The sequence below is a fragment of the Nocardiopsis alba DSM 43377 genome, assembly GCF_000341225.1.
Taxonomy (GTDB): domain Bacteria; phylum Actinomycetota; class Actinomycetes; order Streptosporangiales; family Streptosporangiaceae; genus Nocardiopsis; species Nocardiopsis alba.
Map to the genome: position 1 here is coordinate 531,596 of NZ_ANAC01000011.1, position 17,315 is coordinate 548,910.

17 protein-coding genes are annotated in these 17,315 nt (G+C 69.6%); all 17 read left to right on the top strand.

Annotation, left to right across the window (positions count from 1 at the left end; genetic code table 11):
- The first annotated feature begins 77 nt into the window (after positions 1 to 77).
- The 17 genes from hpt (at position 78) to lysX (ending at position 16,875) form a co-directional block, all read left to right on the top strand.
- Positions 78 to 632, top strand: a complete 555-nt coding sequence (gene hpt, locus D451_RS0112255; RefSeq protein WP_014911073.1) for a hypoxanthine phosphoribosyltransferase — start codon at positions 78 to 80, stop codon at positions 630 to 632.
- Positions 633 to 884: 252 nt separating this feature from the next.
- Positions 885 to 2,885 carry an ATP-dependent zinc metalloprotease FtsH gene (ftsH, locus tag D451_RS0112260; RefSeq protein ID WP_014911682.1) on the top strand — a complete coding sequence of 667 codons (2,001 nt, stop codon included), beginning with the start codon at positions 885 to 887 and terminating at the stop codon, positions 2,883 to 2,885.
- Positions 2,882 to 3,472 carry a GTP cyclohydrolase I FolE gene (gene folE / locus D451_RS0112265; protein WP_026125012.1) on the top strand — a complete coding sequence of 197 codons (591 nt, stop codon included), beginning with the start codon at positions 2,882 to 2,884 and terminating at the stop codon, positions 3,470 to 3,472. Before ftsH ends, folE begins: the two co-directional genes overlap by 4 nt.
- A gap of 91 nt (positions 3,473 to 3,563) precedes the next feature.
- Complete coding sequence (folP, locus tag D451_RS0112270; RefSeq protein ID WP_026125013.1) at positions 3,564 to 4,469, top strand: dihydropteroate synthase; 906 nt, start codon at positions 3,564 to 3,566, stop codon at positions 4,467 to 4,469.
- Positions 4,466 to 4,912: a nuclear transport factor 2 family protein gene (locus tag D451_RS0112275; RefSeq protein ID WP_014909990.1), complete on the top strand. Its 447-nt coding sequence runs from the start codon at positions 4,466 to 4,468 to the stop codon at positions 4,910 to 4,912. The genes folP and D451_RS0112275 overlap by 4 nt, the downstream gene beginning before the upstream one ends.
- Positions 4,912 to 5,283, top strand: a complete 372-nt coding sequence (folB, locus tag D451_RS0112280; RefSeq protein WP_017534628.1) for a dihydroneopterin aldolase — start codon at positions 4,912 to 4,914, stop codon at positions 5,281 to 5,283. The genes D451_RS0112275 and folB overlap by 1 nt, the downstream gene beginning before the upstream one ends.
- On the top strand, positions 5,277 to 5,816 hold the full coding sequence (folK, locus tag D451_RS0112285; protein WP_017534629.1) for a 2-amino-4-hydroxy-6-hydroxymethyldihydropteridine diphosphokinase: 540 nt from the start codon (positions 5,277 to 5,279) through the stop codon (positions 5,814 to 5,816). Before folB ends, folK begins: the two co-directional genes overlap by 7 nt.
- Positions 5,816 to 6,295, top strand: a complete 480-nt coding sequence (locus D451_RS0112290) for a DUF3180 domain-containing protein (protein ID WP_014909887.1) — start codon at positions 5,816 to 5,818, stop codon at positions 6,293 to 6,295. Before folK ends, D451_RS0112290 begins: the two co-directional genes overlap by 1 nt.
- A gap of 168 nt (positions 6,296 to 6,463) precedes the next feature.
- Positions 6,464 to 6,958 (top strand): PH domain-containing protein, encoded by a 495-nt coding sequence (locus D451_RS0112295; RefSeq protein WP_051067466.1) that lies wholly within the window; start codon positions 6,464 to 6,466, stop codon positions 6,956 to 6,958.
- Positions 6,959 to 7,069: 111 nt separating this feature from the next.
- Entirely contained in the window at positions 7,070 to 8,476 is a 1,407-nt protein-coding gene (locus D451_RS0112300; RefSeq protein ID WP_017534631.1) for a PH domain-containing protein, read from the top strand.
- 239 nt (positions 8,477 to 8,715) lie between these two features.
- Positions 8,716 to 8,958, top strand: a complete 243-nt coding sequence (locus D451_RS0112305) for a chaplin family protein (protein ID WP_014911011.1) — start codon at positions 8,716 to 8,718, stop codon at positions 8,956 to 8,958.
- A gap of 426 nt (positions 8,959 to 9,384) precedes the next feature.
- Positions 9,385 to 9,615 (top strand): hypothetical protein, encoded by a 231-nt coding sequence (locus tag D451_RS0112310; protein ID WP_014910087.1) that lies wholly within the window; start codon positions 9,385 to 9,387, stop codon positions 9,613 to 9,615.
- Positions 9,616 to 9,868: 253 nt separating this feature from the next.
- Positions 9,869 to 10,753, top strand: coding sequence for a Rossmann-like and DUF2520 domain-containing protein (locus D451_RS0112315; protein ID WP_014909730.1), 885 nt, complete (start codon positions 9,869 to 9,871; stop codon positions 10,751 to 10,753).
- Between the two features lie 65 nt (positions 10,754 to 10,818).
- Positions 10,819 to 11,697, top strand: coding sequence for a pantoate--beta-alanine ligase (panC, locus tag D451_RS0112320; protein WP_014912489.1), 879 nt, complete (start codon positions 10,819 to 10,821; stop codon positions 11,695 to 11,697).
- Between the two features lie 128 nt (positions 11,698 to 11,825).
- On the top strand, positions 11,826 to 14,420 hold the full coding sequence (locus tag D451_RS0112325; protein WP_017534632.1) for an L-aspartate oxidase: 2,595 nt from the start codon (positions 11,826 to 11,828) through the stop codon (positions 14,418 to 14,420).
- Between the two features lie 64 nt (positions 14,421 to 14,484).
- On the top strand, positions 14,485 to 15,267 hold the full coding sequence (locus D451_RS0112330; protein WP_014912894.1) for a type III pantothenate kinase: 783 nt from the start codon (positions 14,485 to 14,487) through the stop codon (positions 15,265 to 15,267).
- A gap of 105 nt (positions 15,268 to 15,372) precedes the next feature.
- Entirely contained in the window at positions 15,373 to 16,875 is a 1,503-nt protein-coding gene (lysX, locus tag D451_RS0112335) for a bifunctional lysylphosphatidylglycerol synthetase/lysine--tRNA ligase LysX (RefSeq protein WP_014909234.1), read from the top strand.
- Positions 16,876 to 17,315: the final 440 nt, after the last annotated feature.

Sequence of the window (17,315 nt, forward strand, 5' to 3'; positions counted from 1 at the left end):
GGTCCCGCACCATCGCCGTGTTCGGCACGTTTATCCTGGTTGCCGCAAACGGGGAATCCATCAGCGAGGACGTGAGCGTGGACGCGAAGGACATGGGCGAGGACCTGGAGAAGGTCCTGGTCACCGAGGAAGAGATCAAGGCGCGCCTGGCCGAGCTGGGCGAGCGGATCGACGCCGACTACGCGGGCCGCGACCTGCTGATCGTCGGTGTGCTCAAGGGCGCGGTCATGGTCATGGCCGACCTCGCCCGGGTGCTGCACACCCCCGTCTCGATGGACTGGATGGCGGTCTCCTCCTACGGGGCCGGCACCACGTCCTCCGGCGTGGTGCGGATCCTCAAGGACCTGGAGACCGACATCAAGGACCGCGACGTCCTGATCGTCGAGGACGTCATCGACTCCGGTCTGACCCTCTCCTGGCTGGTGGGCAACCTGCGTTCGCGCGGCCCCCGGTCGGTCGAGGTCTGCACCATGGTCCGCAAGCCGCTGGCCTTCGAGGTCGACCTCGACGTCAAGTACATCGGCTTCGACCTGCCCAACGAGTTCATCATCGGATATGGGCTGGATTACGCGGAGAAGTACCGCAACCTGCCGTTCATCGGCACCCTCGCTCCGCACGTCTACGAGAAGTAGTCTCGTGCCGGCCCGCGTGTCCGCCGAGGTCCCGCGGGCCGGCTCGGGAACAACGGAACGGATGCCGTCGTTGCGTTCATGACGGCCCCGTGTCCGGCCTGAGCGGTGCGCCCGCCCGGTACGGCGAGGTGTACCGTCGAATATCCCGGCGTCATCGCAGGGAGCACGTGTCCGATAGGTCCTGCTTCGGAAAACTCCTCTGGGGCGGGGCGGCCTGGTCAGGAGGGACGGAGCCGGCAGGGTTCCTCTCACATGAATCTGAAGCGTTTTTTCCGCGGCCCGTGGATATGGATCCTGGCCGTCGCCCTCATGCTCATCATCGGCTTTCGCGTGTTCGATGTCGGTGGCGGTCCGCAGCCGGAGGAGATCGACACCTCCACCGTGGTCGAGTACATCGACCAGAACAAGGTGGTCGAGGCCGAGATCATCGACCGGGACCAGCGCATCGAGCTGACCACGACCGATGGTGACATCTACGAGGCCTACTGGGTCGAGGGCCAGGGTCTGGAGCTCGCCGACAAGCTCCAGGAGTCCAAGTCCGACCCGGACAGCGAGCTCAAGGGCTACCAGGTCTCGGTCGCCACGACGCCCATCTGGACGACGGCGCTCTTCAGCCTGTTGCCGCTGATCATCATCATCGTCATCTTCTGGTTCATCTTCAGCCAGATGCAGGGCGGCGGCTCCCGCGTGATGAACTTCGGCAAGTCCAAGGCCAAACTCATCACCAAGGACACACCCAAGAACACCTTCGCGGACGTGGCCGGGGCCGACGAGGCCATCGAGGAGCTCCACGAGATCAAGGAGTTCCTCCAGAACCCGGAGAAGTTCCAGTCGATGGGCGCCAAGATCCCCAAGGGCGTTCTGCTCATGGGGCCGCCCGGAACCGGTAAGACCCTGCTGGCGCGCGCCGTCGCGGGCGAGGCCGGGGTCCCGTTCTACTCCATCTCCGGTTCGGACTTCGTCGAGATGTTCGTCGGTGTCGGCGCCTCCCGCGTGCGCGACCTGTTCGAGCAGGCCAAGGCCAACGCCCCCGCGATCATCTTCATCGACGAGATCGACGCCGTCGGCCGCCACCGCGGTGCCGGCATGGGCGGCGGGCATGACGAGCGCGAGCAGACCCTCAACCAGATGCTGGTCGAGATGGACGGCTTCGACGTCAAGGGCGGGGTCATCCTCATCGCCGCCACCAACCGTCCCGACATCCTCGACCCGGCCCTGCTGCGCCCGGGCCGCTTCGACCGTCAGGTCGTCGTGGACCGCCCGGACCTGGACGGTCGTCGCGACATCCTGGAGGTCCACTCCAAGGGCAAGCCGATGGCCGACGACGTCGATTTCGCGGTCATCGCCCGCCAGACCGCCGGTATGACCGGTGCCGATCTGGCCAACGTGATCAACGAGGGCGCCCTGCTGTCCGCGCGAGCCGACAACAAGGTCATCACGCACGCCGTCCTGGAAGAGGCCATCGAACGCGTGATGGCCGGACCCGAACGCAAGTCCCGGGTCATGTCGGACCGTGAGAAGAAGGTCATCGCCTACCACGAGGGCGGTCACGCCCTCGTCGGCCACGCGTTGCCCAACGCCGACCCCGTTCACAAGATCACGATCCTGCCGCGCGGTCGCGCCCTCGGTTACACCATGTCGGTGCCGACCGAGGACAAGTTCCTCACCTCGCGCTCGCAGATGATGGACCAGCTGGCGATGATGCTCGGTGGTCGCGCCGCGGAGGAGCTCGTCTTCCACGAGCCCACCACCGGTGCCGGCAACGACATCGACAAGGCCACCAACCTGGCCCGCAACATGGTCACCGAGTACGGCATGAGCGAGCGTCTGGGCGCGCGCAAGTTCGGCACCGCCAACAGCGAGCCGTTCCTGGGTCGCGAGATGTCGCACGCCCGCGAGTACTCCGAGGAGATCGCCTCCGTCATCGACGAGGAGGTGCGCCGCCTCATCGAGTCCGCGCACGACGAGGCCTACGAGGTCCTCGTCGAGTACCGCGACGTGCTCGACGAGCTGGTCGTGCAGCTCTTGGAGAAGGAGACGCTCACCAAGGACGAGGTCCTGGAGGTCTTCGCGCCGGTCGGCAAGCGTCCCGCGCGAGGCTCCTACACCGGCTACGGGAAGCGTCAGCCCTCCGACCGGCCTCCGGTGCGTTCCAAGAAGGAACTGGCGATGCTCAACGGATCCGACGTCAGGGGATCCGAGCACGAGGAACGGGCCCAGGGTTCGACGGGTGACGAGGGAGAACAGACGTGAGTGAACTACCCCCTAGAACGGTGGACCGCGAGCGTGTCGCCCGCGCCGTCCGCGAGATCCTCATCGCGATCGGCGAGGACCCGGACCGGGACGGTCTCCTGGAGACCCCCGACCGGGTCGCCCGGGCCTACGAGGAACAGTTCGCCGGTCTCGGCCAGAAGCCGGGTGACGTGCTCACCACGGTCTTCGAGGCCGGGCACGAGGAGATGGTCCTGGTCAAGGACATCGAGCTGTACTCGACCTGCGAACACCACCTCGTCCCGTTCTACGGAGTGGCGCACGTGGGCTACATCCCGGGGGAGGACGGCCGCATCACCGGGCTCAGCAAGCTCGCCCGTCTCGTGGACGTCTACGCCCGCCGTCCCCAGGTGCAGGAGCGTCTGACCGGCGAGGTCGCCGACGCGACCATGGAGCACCTCGAACCGCGCGGCGTGATCGTGGTGGTCGAGGCCGAGCACCTGTGCATGACCATGCGCGGTGTGCGCAAGCCCGGTGCCCAGACGGTGACCTCGGCCGTCCGGGGGATCTTCCGGAGCAGCGACCGCACCAGGGCCGAGGCCATGAGCCTCATCCTCGACCGGCGCTGAGCGCCTCTCGGGGAGAGACCCGTGTAACACCTTCGAAGGGGCCGGGAGCCGCGTGCTTCCGGCCCCTCGTCGTACGCGTAGGGTGAGGCGCATGGCGCCGAAACACACACTTCCGGGGCTGCCCGACCGAGGGCGGTGCCTGGTCATGGGGGTCGTCAACGTCACCCCCGACTCCTTCTCCGACGGCGGTTCGTGGTTCGATCCCGGGCGCGCGATCGAACACGGACTCCGCCTGGTCGAGGAGGGGGCCGACATCATCGACGTGGGCGGCGAGTCCACCCGCCCCGGCGCCCAACGGGTGGAGGCGTCCGAGGAACTGCGCAGGGTCGAACCGGTCGTCCGGGCTCTCGCCGCGCGGGGGGTCGCCGTCAGCGTCGACACGATGAGGGCCGAGGTCGCGGCACGCGCGGTCGACGCCGGAGCGGTATTGGTCAACGATGTCAGTGGTGGTCTGGCCGACCCCGAGATGGCACGATTGGTCGCTTCTTCCGGTGTGGCCTACGTGTTGATGCACTGGCGTGGGCATAGTCATGACATGGAGAGCCGTGCCGTGTACACGGATGTCGTCCAGGAGGTCCTCGATGAGCTCCGCGACCGTATGGAGGCCATGATCAGTGCAGGTGTCGACCCCGGGCAGATCGTTCTGGATCCGGGGCTGGGATTCTCCAAACGTCCCGAACGGGCGCACAACTGGGCGCTGCTCCACCGACTCGAACGTTTCCACGAACTGGGCCGGCCGGTTCTGGTCGCCGGTTCCCGCAAGCGCTTCCTCAGCCGTCTGTTGAGCGACGGCAAAGGGGAGGAGCGCCCCTTCGTGGAATGCGACGCCGCCACGACGGCTCTGACGACCCTGTCCGCGGACAGGGGGGCCTGGGCGGTGCGGGTGCACGACGTCCGCCCCAACGCCGACGCCGTCCGGGTCGCCGCGGCCTGGTCCGACGGCGGGGCGGCCCTCCACGGAGGACGCGCCGAGATCATGGACCGGGGCGGCCTGTGAAGTCCCGTCAGGAGGTCATGGAGAGCGTCGCCGAGGCCAACGCCCAGTTCTACAGCGCCATCGAGAACGGCGACATCGACCTGATGCGCACCGTGTGGGCCGAGGAGCACGAGGCCCCCGATCTGGTGTGCGTCAACCCCGGGTGGCCGCTGCTGCGGGGTCGCACCGAGATCATGCGCGCCTGGTCCCTGATCATGGCCAACGTCACCTACATCCAGTACGTCCTCACCGAGACCCACATCGGGGTCGGCGGTGACATCGCCATGGTGACCTGTGAGGAGAACGTGCTGACCGCCGAGGACGGCAGCCCCGGGTTCGTCGCGGGCGGCCAGGTGGTCACCACCAATCTGTTCGTCGACACCGACCAGGGCTGGCGCCTGTGGTCCCACCACGCCTCCCCCGTCCTGATGGAGGACGACGACGAGGCGGAGGTCGAGGACTGATGCGGGATCGCATCACGCTCCGCGGGCTGCGGGCTCGGGGATACCACGGCGTGTTCGACTTCGAGCGCCGTGAGGGCCAGGACTTCGTGGTCGACGCCGTGCTGTACCTGGACACCGCCCCCGCGGCCGCCTCCGATGACGTCGAGGACACCGTGCACTACGGTCTGCTCGCCGACCGGTTGGTCGCGATCGTCACCGGCGACCCGGTCGACCTGATCGAGACGCTCGCCGAACGGCTCGCCGCCGAGTGCATGAGCGAGTCGATCGTGGAGGGGGTGGAATTGACCGTGCACAAGCCGTCGGCCCCCATCGAGCACGAGTTCGCCGACGTGTCGGTCACCGTCACACGGGGAAGGAGGGGCTCATGGTGACACGTGCCGTGCTCTCCCTGGGCTCCAACCTCGGGGACCGGAGGGCGACACTCCAGGGCGCCGTGGACCACCTCTTGGCCGGACCGGACGCCCCGACGGCGGTGGCGCTCTCACCCGTCTACGAGACCGCGCCCGTGGGCGGCCCCGAACAGGGGGCCTTCCTCAACGTCGTCCTGGTCGTGGACACCCCGGGCACCGCGCGAGGGCTTCTGGAAAGGGCCCAGGACGCCGAACGGGCCTTCGAGAGGGTTCGGGAGGTCCGCTGGGGTCCCCGCACCCTGGACGTCGACGTGATCGCCTTCGGGGACACCGTCGACGAGGACCCGGTCCTGACCCTTCCGCACCCGCGAGCCCACCTGCGCGCCTTCGTCCTCCGTCCCTGGCTGGACACCGACCCCGCGGCCATCGTGCCCGGCCGGGGCCCGGTCGCGGCTCTGCTCGTCACCGTGGAGGAGGAGGACACGGCCGGCGAACAGGAGCTGACCCGCAGGGACGACCTGAGGCTTCGAACCCCGGGAGAGGCGGAACGCTGATGCCCGACGACGGCAGGGGCACGCTCGCCCCTACGGGGTGGCGTGTCCCGGCCGCCTTGGCGGCGCTCGGGGCCCTCGCCGGGCTGTTCGTCGCGAACTCGGTGAGCGGGCTTCCGGTGCTGCCGTGGTCGGCCATCCCGACCCTGCTGCTGTTGGCCTTCGCGGAGGCGTTCACGGCCAGGCGCACGTCCCGACGGATCCGCCGGGAGCCCGGTACCGAACCCATGGAGCCGCTGAGCGCCGCGCGTCTGTTGGCCCTGGCCAAGGCCAGCACGCTCTTCGCCGCACTCGCCCTGGGCTTCTTCGCGGGCATGGCGTTGGCGGTCACCGACCACCTCGCCCTGCCCACCCATCGGGCCGTGTTCCTGACCTGCCTGGGCACCGCCCTCACCGCGGGGCTGCTGCTGGCCGCGGCCCTCTATCTGGAGCACGCCTGCCGTGTCCCCGAGGACCGCGGAGACGACGAGGACCGTTCCTAGGCACCGAGGTCCGACCCGCCCGGTCTCCTGCCTCGCCCGAGCGCGACCCGAAACCCCCGGAGCCCCGGGTTCTGGTCGGGGATCGTCCGCTGATGGTTGACTGAGCCCGTGGAGACCAGTGAACCGACACCCAAGACCGAGGCGGGGCCGTCGAATCCGCGGCGTTCCGTGGACGTGGCCTTCGCCGCCCCGGAGGGCGTTCCCTGGAGGAGGATCCCGACAGGGTTGGCCTGGTACCTGCGTCTGGAGTCGGTGGCCGTCTGTCTTGCCGCCGGAGCGGGTGGAGGCGTGCTCGCGCTCCTGTGGGGGCTGCCCATGTGGGCGCTCGGCGTGTGGCTCGGACTGTGGCTGGTGGCCGGGGTCGCCCTGTGGTTCCTGGCCGGGAGTTCCCAACGCTCGTGGGGGTACGCGGAGGCGTCCGCGGAGTTGTACCTGTCCTACGGGGTTCTGGTCCGCCGGCTGGTCGTGGTCCCCTACGGGCGTATGCAGGTCGTGGACGTCACCACGAACCTGCTGGAGCAGGCGTTGGGGATCGCGACGGTGCGTGTGCGAACGGCGGCGAGCGCCGCGGACACGCGTGTGGTGGGGCTCCCGTTGTCCGAGGCCGTCCAGTTGCGCGACCGGCTCGCGGCGCGCAGCGAGAGTTTCTCCACGGGGTTGTAAGTGCACGGACCACCTCAGCACGAACCGGGGTGGGTGCCGCCCGGAGGCGGTACCCCTCCTCCGCCTCCTCCGGCGGGGTTCCCGTATCCGCCGTCGTTTCGGAACCCGACGATGCTTCCGCCCCGACCGGGGCAGGGGGCGCCTCCTCCGCCGCCGCCGAGGCCGGGCGACGACGTCACCACGGGTGTGTTCCGTTCGCACTGGATGATCGTTCCGGTGCGGGTCATCGCGGTCACCCTGGTGTTCGTGGCCCTGGTGGGGCCGATTCTGAGCACCTTCGGCCATGCCTGGGTGCTGCTGATGGCGGTGGCGGTGGTGTTCGGCGCCCTCGCCTACGCCCTGCCCTCCTGGTGGTACGGCACCTTCGGGCTCCGTGAGGACCACCTGGTGGTGCACGGGGGGCTGTTCCTGCGCAGTTCGCGCGAGATCCCGCTCAGCCGGCTCCAGGCGGTGGACGTGGTCCGCCCCCTGTTGACGCAGGTGTTCGGGGTGGCGGAGCTGCGCATCGAATTGGCGGGCGGGGACGGGAGCGCGATCCGTCTCCACTACCTGCCGCGGGAGCTCGCCGAACGGATGCGGACGGCGGTGCTCGCCCACGCGGCCGGCCTGCCGGGGCGCTCCCCGGACGCTCCGGAACGCCCCTTCTACCGGTTGCCCTTCCCCCTGTTGCTGGGCGCGCTCACCTTCCGGGTGCCGATCCTGCTGGCCTTCATCCTGTTGTTGATGCTGGGCACGGCGTTCGTGGTGTTCCTGGAGGCGGGGGTGCTGGGAGCGGTGGTCCCGTTGGCCCTGGGGCTGCTGCGTTACTACTGGGGCCCGTTGGCCCGGTACACGGACTTCTACGCGTCGTTGTCCCCGGACGGCCTGCGGCTGCGGTACGGCATGTTCCAGCGTCGTATGCAGACGATCCCGCCGGGCCGGGTCCAGGCGGTGCGCATCGTGGAACCGCTGCTGTGGCGGGCCCTGGGCGTGGCCAGGGTCGAGGCGACGATGGCGGGTTACGCGGGGGCCCGTCAGGGGGATTCGTCCGACCTGCTGCCGGTGGCGCCGAGGAGCCGGGCGTTCACGTTGGTGAACGAGATGTTCCCGGGGAGCGAGGCGGCCGTGGTGCCGTTGGTGGTCAACCGGGAGAGGTTGCCGAGCGCGGCGGGGGTGGACGAGCACCTGTTCGTGAGCGTCCGCGGGCTGTTCTGCCGGGTGACGGAGATCGTCCCGGTGGAGCGTATGCAGACGTTGCGGCTGTCGGCGGGGCCGTTGGCCAGATGGCGGGGGAGGGCCACGGTGGACGTGGACACCCCGCCCGGCCCGGTGGCCGCGCGGGCCGCGGACCGGGACGCCGAGGAGGGGCGACGCTTCCTGAACGCCCTGGCCGAGTACGGAAGGCGTGCCAGGGTGCCTTCGGCGGGAACGGAACGGTGGGCGACACGGGCGACGATGCGCGCGGAGCGGGGGCCGGCCCCTTCCGAAGACGAGAAAACGGAGGAAACCCCTGGTGACACCCCCGGAGAGGCATTGTGACGTGTGTCACATCTAGGGGATGATGTGGTTCCGGTTGTGGGTTGCATGTCCGACATGTCTGTTCACTATGGGTGGTTTCTCCTGGTCAGGGGTGGCGATCTCTTCGGAATTCCGGCCACGCGAGGCGGCTGAGTATGGCTAAATGGTGACTGAACACGGCGAGTGTTCACTGTCATACACATCGTCAACGGTTTCGACCGTTTGGCACCCCCGCCGAACGGTCCTGACGGGAGATTCTCATGCTGAAGAAGGCCTTCGCCGCCACCGCCATCACCGCTGCCGCCGCCGGTGTTCTCTTCGCCGGTTCCCCGGCCATGGCCAACAGTGACGTGTTCACCTCCGGCAACGGCTCGATCCTGGGCGGCAACCAGCTCGTCGCCGACCTGGACGTGCCGATCAACGTCTGCGGCAACTCCATCGCCATCCTGGGCGTCTCCGGCGCCAACTGCATCGACTCCGGCGCCACCGTGAAGAACTGGTAGTAGCCGCGGCGGCTCGGCCCGATCGAACGAACGCCGGTCGGAGACGTCCCGACCGGTCCCTCCGATAGGGGTCCGAGAGCTTTCCGTGTGAGGCGCCATTCCGTGCGAACGGGATGGCGCCTTTCCCGTGTTCGAGCGGAAACGGACCGGCCGTCCACAATCGGGATTGTCGCGGGTCTGGAACCTCGAAAAGCGGTGACGCTGCGCACAGGGACATGAGATGACGTCTCTCCCTTTGTCCGCATCGGAGCCCGAGGAATCGGACACTCAGTGTGAACATGTGTGGATTTCTTGTGATCGATGCAGCTCAAGGCATGTTCTCCGGCGCCGTTCGTCGGTAATTTCTTCCTCGGCGTCACCATGACGTCGAGGAGGAACACCGCGAGTCCGGCGGTCCCCCCGACCGGACGGCTAAGGAGACACGTAGTGCTGAAGAAGACGCTCGCAGTCGGTGCCCTGACCCTCGCTTCCGCCGGGGTCATCCTCTCCGCCACGCCGGCCGCGGCGCACCCTGGAGCCTGGGGCTCCAACGCCAGTGGGAACAACACCTACATCAAGGACTTCGAAGCCGAGAACGAGGGCTGCGGCAACGCCAACGCCGTGCTCGGTAAGTCCCTGGCCTCCTGCTACAACGCAGGGGTGATCATCCAGCACTGACCTCGGACCGGAACCGGAGACCGGGTCGCCTCCCCGTACCCCTGAACGGCGGCCCGGGACCGGTGCCTCCCGAACGCCACCGCGAGGCGGACGGGCGGACCGAGGGACGGAACGGGGGCGGGCTTCGAGCCCGCCCCCGTTCTCGTGTGTCCGGGGGCGGGCCGGCAGGTCACCGGGCCGGGAGGGCTATCGTGTGCTCAGACCACGGCGCGGGAGTCACGGCCGTGCCGGATCAGGGGAGGACACGGAGCACATGGAGACGACACAGGAGCGCCCGGCGCGGCTGCGGATCGGCGTCATCGGGGCCGGTCGTGTCGGTTCCGTCCTCGGCGTCGCCCTGAGCCGGGCCGGACACGAGGTCGTCGCGGCCAGTGCCGTCTCCGAGGAGTCGGTGGCCCGGGTCGAGCGTCGTCTCCCCACCGCGCGGATCCTCGAACCCGCTCGGGTCGTGGAGGCCGCCGATCTCGTCCTGCTGACCGTCCCCGACGACGCCCTCCCCGATCTCGTGGAGGGGCTCGCCGGGACCGGTGTCGACCTGCGCGGCAAGATCCTCGTCCACGCCAGTGGAGCGCACGGCTACGGGATCCTGGCGCCCGCCACCATCGCGGGGGCGCTCCCCCTGGCCCTGCACCCGGCGATGACCTTCACCGGACGCGAAGAGGACGTCGAAAGACTGGCGAACTGCGCCTTCGGGGTCACCTCGCCCGACCAGCTGCGCCCCATCGCCGAGGCCCTCGTGGTCGAGATGGGCGCCGAACCCGTGTGGATCGCCGAGGACAAGCGCACCCTCTACCACGCGGCCCTCGCCGGAGGCGCCAACCATCTGGTCACCCTCGTCGCCGACAGCGCCTCCCTGCTCTCCGCCGCCGGGGTCCCCGAACCCGGAAGAGTGCTCGCCCCGATGCTGAGCGCGGCCCTGGACAACGCCCTGCGCCTGGGCATCCACGGACTCAGCGGCCCGGTGCTGCGCGGCGACGCCGGAACCGTCGCCGGCCACATCGAGCAGCTACGGGAGAACGCGCCCGAGAGCGTGGCGAGCTACGTCGAACTCGCCCGGCTCACCGCGGACCTCGCCATCAACGCGGGGCTGCTCAAGCCCGAGGACGCCGCGCGTCTGCTCGACGTCCTGCGGCGCTGAACCGGGGCATCCGACCCACGCGCGCCGAACGCGCGCGATCGCAGAACACCATCACGGAGAGACCGATGACCGACGCCACGCCGCAGCGGCCCACCACCGAGGGCCCCCTCGTCGCGCGTACCCCGGCGGAGCTGCGCCGGGCGCTCGACGGCCGGGGTCGGACGGCCCTGGTCCCCACCATGGGAGCCCTGCACGGAGGGCACCGGACCCTCATGCGTCTGGCCCGGGAGAAGGCCGACACCGTGGTGGTCAGTGTCTTCGTCAACCCGCTCCAGTTCGGTCCGGGCGAGGACCTGGACCGTTACCCGCGCGACCTGCCGGCCGACCTCGCCGTCTGCGGCGAGGAGGGGGTCGACGTGGTCTTCGCCCCCGAGGTCGAGACCATGTACCCCGCCGAGCAGATGGTCACCGTCGACGCCGGCCCCATGGGGGAACGTCTGGAAGGCGCCTCGCGTCCCGGGCACTTCACCGGCGTGCTCACGGTGGTCACCAAACTCTTCCAGCTGGTCCGCCCCGACCTGGCGGTCTTCGGCGAGAAGGACGCCCAACAGATCGCCCTGGTCCGCCGCATGGTCGTCGATCTGAACCTGCCGGTGGAGATCGTGGGCGCGCCCACTCTGCGCGACCCCGACGGCCTGGCCTCCTCCAGCCGCAACGTCTACCTCGACGACGCCGAGCGGGCGAGCGCCCTGTCGCTCTCCCGGGCCCTGCGCGCCGGGGCGGACGCGGCCGACGCGGGGGCCGACGCGGTACGCGCCGCCGCCCGGGCCGTCCTCGACGAGGCGTCCCGCGCCACACCCCCGGTGGAACCCGACTACCTCGCCCTGGTGGACCCCGCCACCTTCGCCGAGGCGCCCGCCGACCACAGGGGGGCCGCCGTCCTGGCCGTCGCCGCCCGTGTGGGGGCGACCCGACTCATCGACAACGTGTCGGTGACCCTGTAGCAGTGCGGTTCCCGGGGCCCGTCCCCGGACCCGGACGTCGACGGGACGCCCGGACGAACCCTCCGATCGAGGTTCCCGGTGGTCACCCCTCCCGGACCTTCGGCGGTGACGCGCGAAAGAGACCCCGGATGAGTTCTGACAGACAGACCCGCCTCCCCGCCCCCGAACCCGGATGGGCCCTCCACACCGACGTGGTGGTGGTCGGTTCGGGCATCGCGGGCCTGAGCACCGCGCTGCGCTACGTCCAACGCACCGACACGGGCCGCGTCGTCCTGGTCACCAAGGACCGGCTGTCCACCGGCTCCACCGCCTACGCCCAAGGCGGGATCGCCGCCGCCATGGCGCCCGAGGACGGTCCGGTCGCCCACATGGTCGACACGCACATGGCCGGGGCGGGGATGTGCGACCCGCTCGCGGTCAACCTCCTGGCCACCGAGGGCCCGGACGCCCTGCGCTGGCTCATCGGCGTGGGCGCCGAGTTCGACCGTGACGACGACGGGGACCTCTCCCTGACCCGTGAGGGCGGCCACCGCGCCGACCGGGTCGCTCACGCGGGCGGCGACGCCACCGGGGCCGAGATCCAGCGTGCCCTCGTCCACGCGGTCCGTGAGGAGCAGCGGATCGAGATCGTCGAGCGCGCCCTGGCCCTGGACACGCTCAGGGACCCCGATACCGGCCGGGTCCAAGGGGTCACCCTGCACGTCATGGGCGAGGGCGAACGCGACGGTGTGGGTTCGGTCCTGGCCTCCGAGGTGGTCCTGGCCACCGGTGGCATGGGCCAGATCTTCGCCGCCACCACCAACCCTCCCGTGTCCACCGGAGACGGTCCGGCCCTGGCGGCCCGCGCCGGAGCCCGCCTGCGCGACCTCGAGTTCATCCAGTTCCACCCCACCGTGCTGTGGCTCGGAGCGGAGGCGCGCGGTCGTCAGCCCCTCATCTCCGAGGCGCTGCGCGGTGAGGGTGCCTACCTGGTCGACGGTGAGGGTCGTCGGATCATGCGGGGCGTGCACGAACTCGCCGACCTCGCCCCTCGTGACGTGGTGGCCCGCACCATCGCCCGGGTGATGGCGGAGCAGAACACCGACCACGTCTACCTGGAGACCCGTCACTTCGGTCGGGTCACTTGGGAACGGCGCTTCCCCACGATCCTCGCCTCCTGCCGGGCCCACGACATCGACCCCCTGACCGAGGCGATCCCGGTCGCCCCCGCGGCCCACTACGCCTCCGGAGGCGTGGAGGTGGACGTCGACGGACGCACCGGCGTTCCCGGCCTGTCCGCCGTGGGCGAGGTCGCCCGGACCGGTGTGCACGGGGCCAACCGCCTGGCCTCCAACTCCCTCCTGGAGGGGCTGGTGTACGCCGACCGGATCGCGGCCCGCCTCGCCACCGAGCCCGGCGCCGTTCCGACCTCGGCCGTCACGACCGGGTCCACCGTCACACTGGCCTCGCCCTCGCTGGCACCCCGTGTCAGAACCCTGATGTCCCGGCACGCCGGGGTCCTGCGCGATGGGGGAGGGCTGCGGACCCTGGTCGACGAACTGGAGGCCCTCGCGGTGGAGCCGGGGCCGGCCGTCCCCGACACGGCCGCCTGGGAGACCACCAACCTGCTCACCGTGGCCCGCCTCGTGGCCGCGGCCGCCCTGGGGCGTGAGGAGAGCCGGGGATCCCACCAGCGCTCCGACGCGCCCGAACCCCGACCAGGGTCGCGTACGCGACCCGTGATCGTCCGACTGGAAGAAGGGGACATCACCGTGACCACCGACGAGGAGCGGCGACCCTCGCTCCCGGCCTCCCTCGTGGCCGAACTCGACTCCATCTCCCTCCCGCTCGCCGGACCGGCCCCCGACCCGGGGGCCCGATCCGAGTTCACACTGCCCTGGACGGCCCCGCACGAGTCCCACGTGGACACCGTCCTGCGCGCCTTGGGCGAGGATCTCACCGCCGGCCCGCGCATCGACGTCACGACCGTGGCCACCATCCCCGCCGACCAGGTCCGCACCGCGAAGGTGGTGGCGCGCGCCGACGGCACGATCAGCGGGCTTCCTCTGGCCGAGCTGGTGTTCTGGCTGGTCGCCGAGGGGGCCCTGGAGGTCACCCGGGAGGTGGCCGACGGCGACACGGTCGCGCGCGGCGACGTCCTCATGAGCGTCACCGCCCGCAGCCGCGACCTGCTCACGGCGGAGCGCACCGCCCTCAACCTGCTCACCCACATGTCCGGTATCGCCACCGCCACCCGCGCCTGGGTCGACGCGGTCGCCGGCACCGGTGCCCGGATCCGCGACAGCCGCAAGACCACGCCGGGCCTGCGCGCCCTGGACAAGTACGCCGTGCGCTGCGGAGGCGGGGTCAACCACCGCTACTGCCTCTCCGACGCGGGTCTGATCAAGGACAACCACGTGGTCGCCGCCGGAGGGGTGGGCGCGGCCGTCCGTGCCATCCGCGAGCGCTTCCCCGGGCTTCCGCTGGAGGTCGAGGTGGACCGGATCGACCAGATCGAGGAGGCGTTGGCGGAGGGGGCCGAGGAGATCCTGTTGGACAACCTCCCAGCGGACCGGCTGAAGGAGGCGGTCGCCCTGGTCGACGGCCGGGCACGACTGGAGTCCAGCGGTGGACTCACCCTCGACGTGGCCGCGGAGGTGGCCGCCACCGGTGTCGACTATCTGGCGGTCGGGGCCCTGACCCACTCCAGCCCCGCGCTGGATATCGCGCTCGATCTGTTCTGAAGGCCCTACGTGGTGGAAGATTCCTTGGGTAGGCACCACGACGACCAAGGATGAGGCCCCCAGAATGCTGCTCGCGATCGATGTCGGCAACTCCGAGACGGTGCTCGGGCTTTTCGACTCCGACGATCTTCTCGAACACTGGAGGGTGGGGACCGACACCAGGCGTACCGCGGACGAGTGGGCCGTGGTGTTGCGCGGGCTCATCGGCGGTAGTGCCCTGAGCGACCTGGGGGAGGTCGACGGCATCGCCATGTGCTGCTCGGTCCCCTCCGTCCAGCACGAGATGCGGGAGATGTTCCGCAGGCACTTCGGAGACCTGCCCGCTGTGATCGTCGAACCGGGGGTGAAGACCGGGGTGCCGATCCGTATGGACAACCCCAAGGAGGTGGGCAGCGACCGGATCATCAACGCGTTGGCCGCCGATCACCTCTATGGCGGCCCCAGCGTGGTGGTGGACTTCGGGACCGCGACCACCTTCGACGCGGTCAGCGCCAAGGGCGAGTACGTGGGCGGGGCCATCGCCCCGGGCATCGACATCTCCGTGGACGCCCTGTCCCGGAGGGGCGCCCAGCTGCACATGGTGGAGATCGTCAGGCCGCGCGCGGCGATCGCCAAGAACACGACGGAGGCCCTCCGGTCCGGGATCGTCTTCGGTTTCGCCGGACAGGTCGACGGCATCGTGGACCGGATGGTCTCCGAGCTCACCGACAACCCCGACGAGGTCACGGTCGTCGCGACCGGCGGTCTCGCGGGCACGGTGATCGGCGAATGCGAGACCGTCGACGTCCACGAACCCTGGCTCACGCTCACGGGGCTGCGCCTGGTCTTCGAACGCAACGTCGGCTGACCCGCCCGATGGTCCGGCCCCGCACGTCCTCGGACACCGCGGGGTCGGACCGGGCCCCGCCGTCTCCGTTCGGCCGGGGTGCCCGACGCCGGTAGGATCGTGGCCGTGAATGACGCGCACGACGACACCTACGACGACCTGCCCGAACAGATGCGGGTCCGGCGACAGAAACTGGACCGTCTCCGGGAGGAGGGCATCGACCCCTTTCCCGTGAACTTCCCGCGGACCGCGTCGATCGGTCCCGTGCGCGACGAACACGAGGGCCTGGAGCCCGATACCCACACCGGGGACAAGGTCGCCATCGCCGGCCGTGTGATGCTCTACCGCACCGGTGGCAAGCTGTGCTTCGCCACCCTGCGCGACGAGACCGGGGACGTGCAGATCATGCTGTCCCTGGACCAGATCGGCAAGGAGCGTCTCGACGCCTGGAAGGCCGACGTCGACCTCGGCGACCACGTGGGTGTGGAGGGCGAGGTCATCACCTCGCGCCGCGGAGAGCTGTCCATCCTGGTGAGCTCCTGGACGCTCACGGCCAAGTGCCTGCGTCCGCTCCCGGAGAAGCACAAGGGTCTCACCGACCCCGAGGCCCGGGTCCGGCAGCGCTACGTCGACCTGATCGTCAACCCCGAGTCGCAGCAGATGGTGCGCCGTCGTTCGGCCGCCATCCGGGCGATCCGCGAGGGGCTGAGCGACCGCGACTTCATCGAGGTGGAGACCCCGATGCTGATGCGGGTGCACGGTGGCGCCACGGCGCGTCCGTTCACCACCCACATCAACGCCTACGACATGGACCTGTACCTGCGCATCGCGCCGGAGCTGTCGCTCAAGCGGCTGGTCGTGGGTGGGCTGGAGAAGGTCTTCGAGATCAACCGGAACTTCCGGAACGAGGGCGCGGACTCCACGCACAACCCCGAGTTCACGATGCTGGAGTTCTACCAGGCCTACGCCGACTACAACGTCATGGCGGACGTGACCCGCGAACTCATCCAGAACGCGGCGCTCGCCGCCTTCGGCACCACCATGGTCGAGCGCGACGGTCGGACCTATGACCTGGGCGGCGAATGGCCGCGGATCACCCTCTACGGAGCTGTGTCCGAAGCGGTCGGCGCCGAGGTCACCCCGCGTACGCCGATCGAGGAGGTCCGGCGGCTGGCCGAGGCCCGCGATGTGGAGTTCGACCCGGCCTGGGGTCAGGGCAAGCTGGTCGAGCACATCTTCGAGGAGCTGGTGGAGCACACGCTGATCCAGCCCACCTTCGTGTGCGACTACCCGCTGGAGACGAGCCCCCTCACCCGTCAGCACCGCGAGGACCCGCTGCTCACCGAGAAGTGGGACCTCATCGGCTTCGGGATGGAGCTGGGCACGGGCTACTCGGAGCTGGTCGACCCGGTCGAGCAGCGCCGTCGCCTCACCGAACAGTCGCTGATGGCGGCCGAGGGCGACCCCGAGGCGATGCAGCTCGACGAGGACTTCCTGCGGGCCCTGGAGTACGGAATGCCGCCGACCGGTGGTGTGGGCGTCGGTATCGACCGTCTGCTCATGGCCTTCACCGGAAAGAACATTCGGGAGACCGTTCTCTTCCCGATCGTGAAGCCCTCCGGGGAGTGACCGAGAACGTCCGTCCGCTTTCCGGCGAACGGATGCGAAGCGGATCCCCATAGGGGAGGACCGAAAAACCCGGAAGGGGCCGTCGCGTCATGGACGCGGTGGCCCCTTCCATATACTGATCCCCTCCCGCCCCATGGTGTGGGGCACGCGATATGGCTCACCTTTCGGCCATGTGGAGCGAACTCCGGGCCAGAACGTGATGGCCTCTCGGACAGAGAGGACTTTTTCCGTTCTTCCCGTTCGGGTGAGGAAGAGGTCTCTCGGGGGATATCGTTCACGCAGGTCAGGAGGGAAAGGCCGCGGCGCCTTCCACGACTTTATGGCCCAGTGTCTCCGAGTGATCACCCATGGTGATTTATTGGGCCTTGACGGTATCATCCGAGGCGCCTAGCGTGCTGAGAGCGGGCTTTGGTCCGCGAGTTCGCCGAAGTGGATCGAGA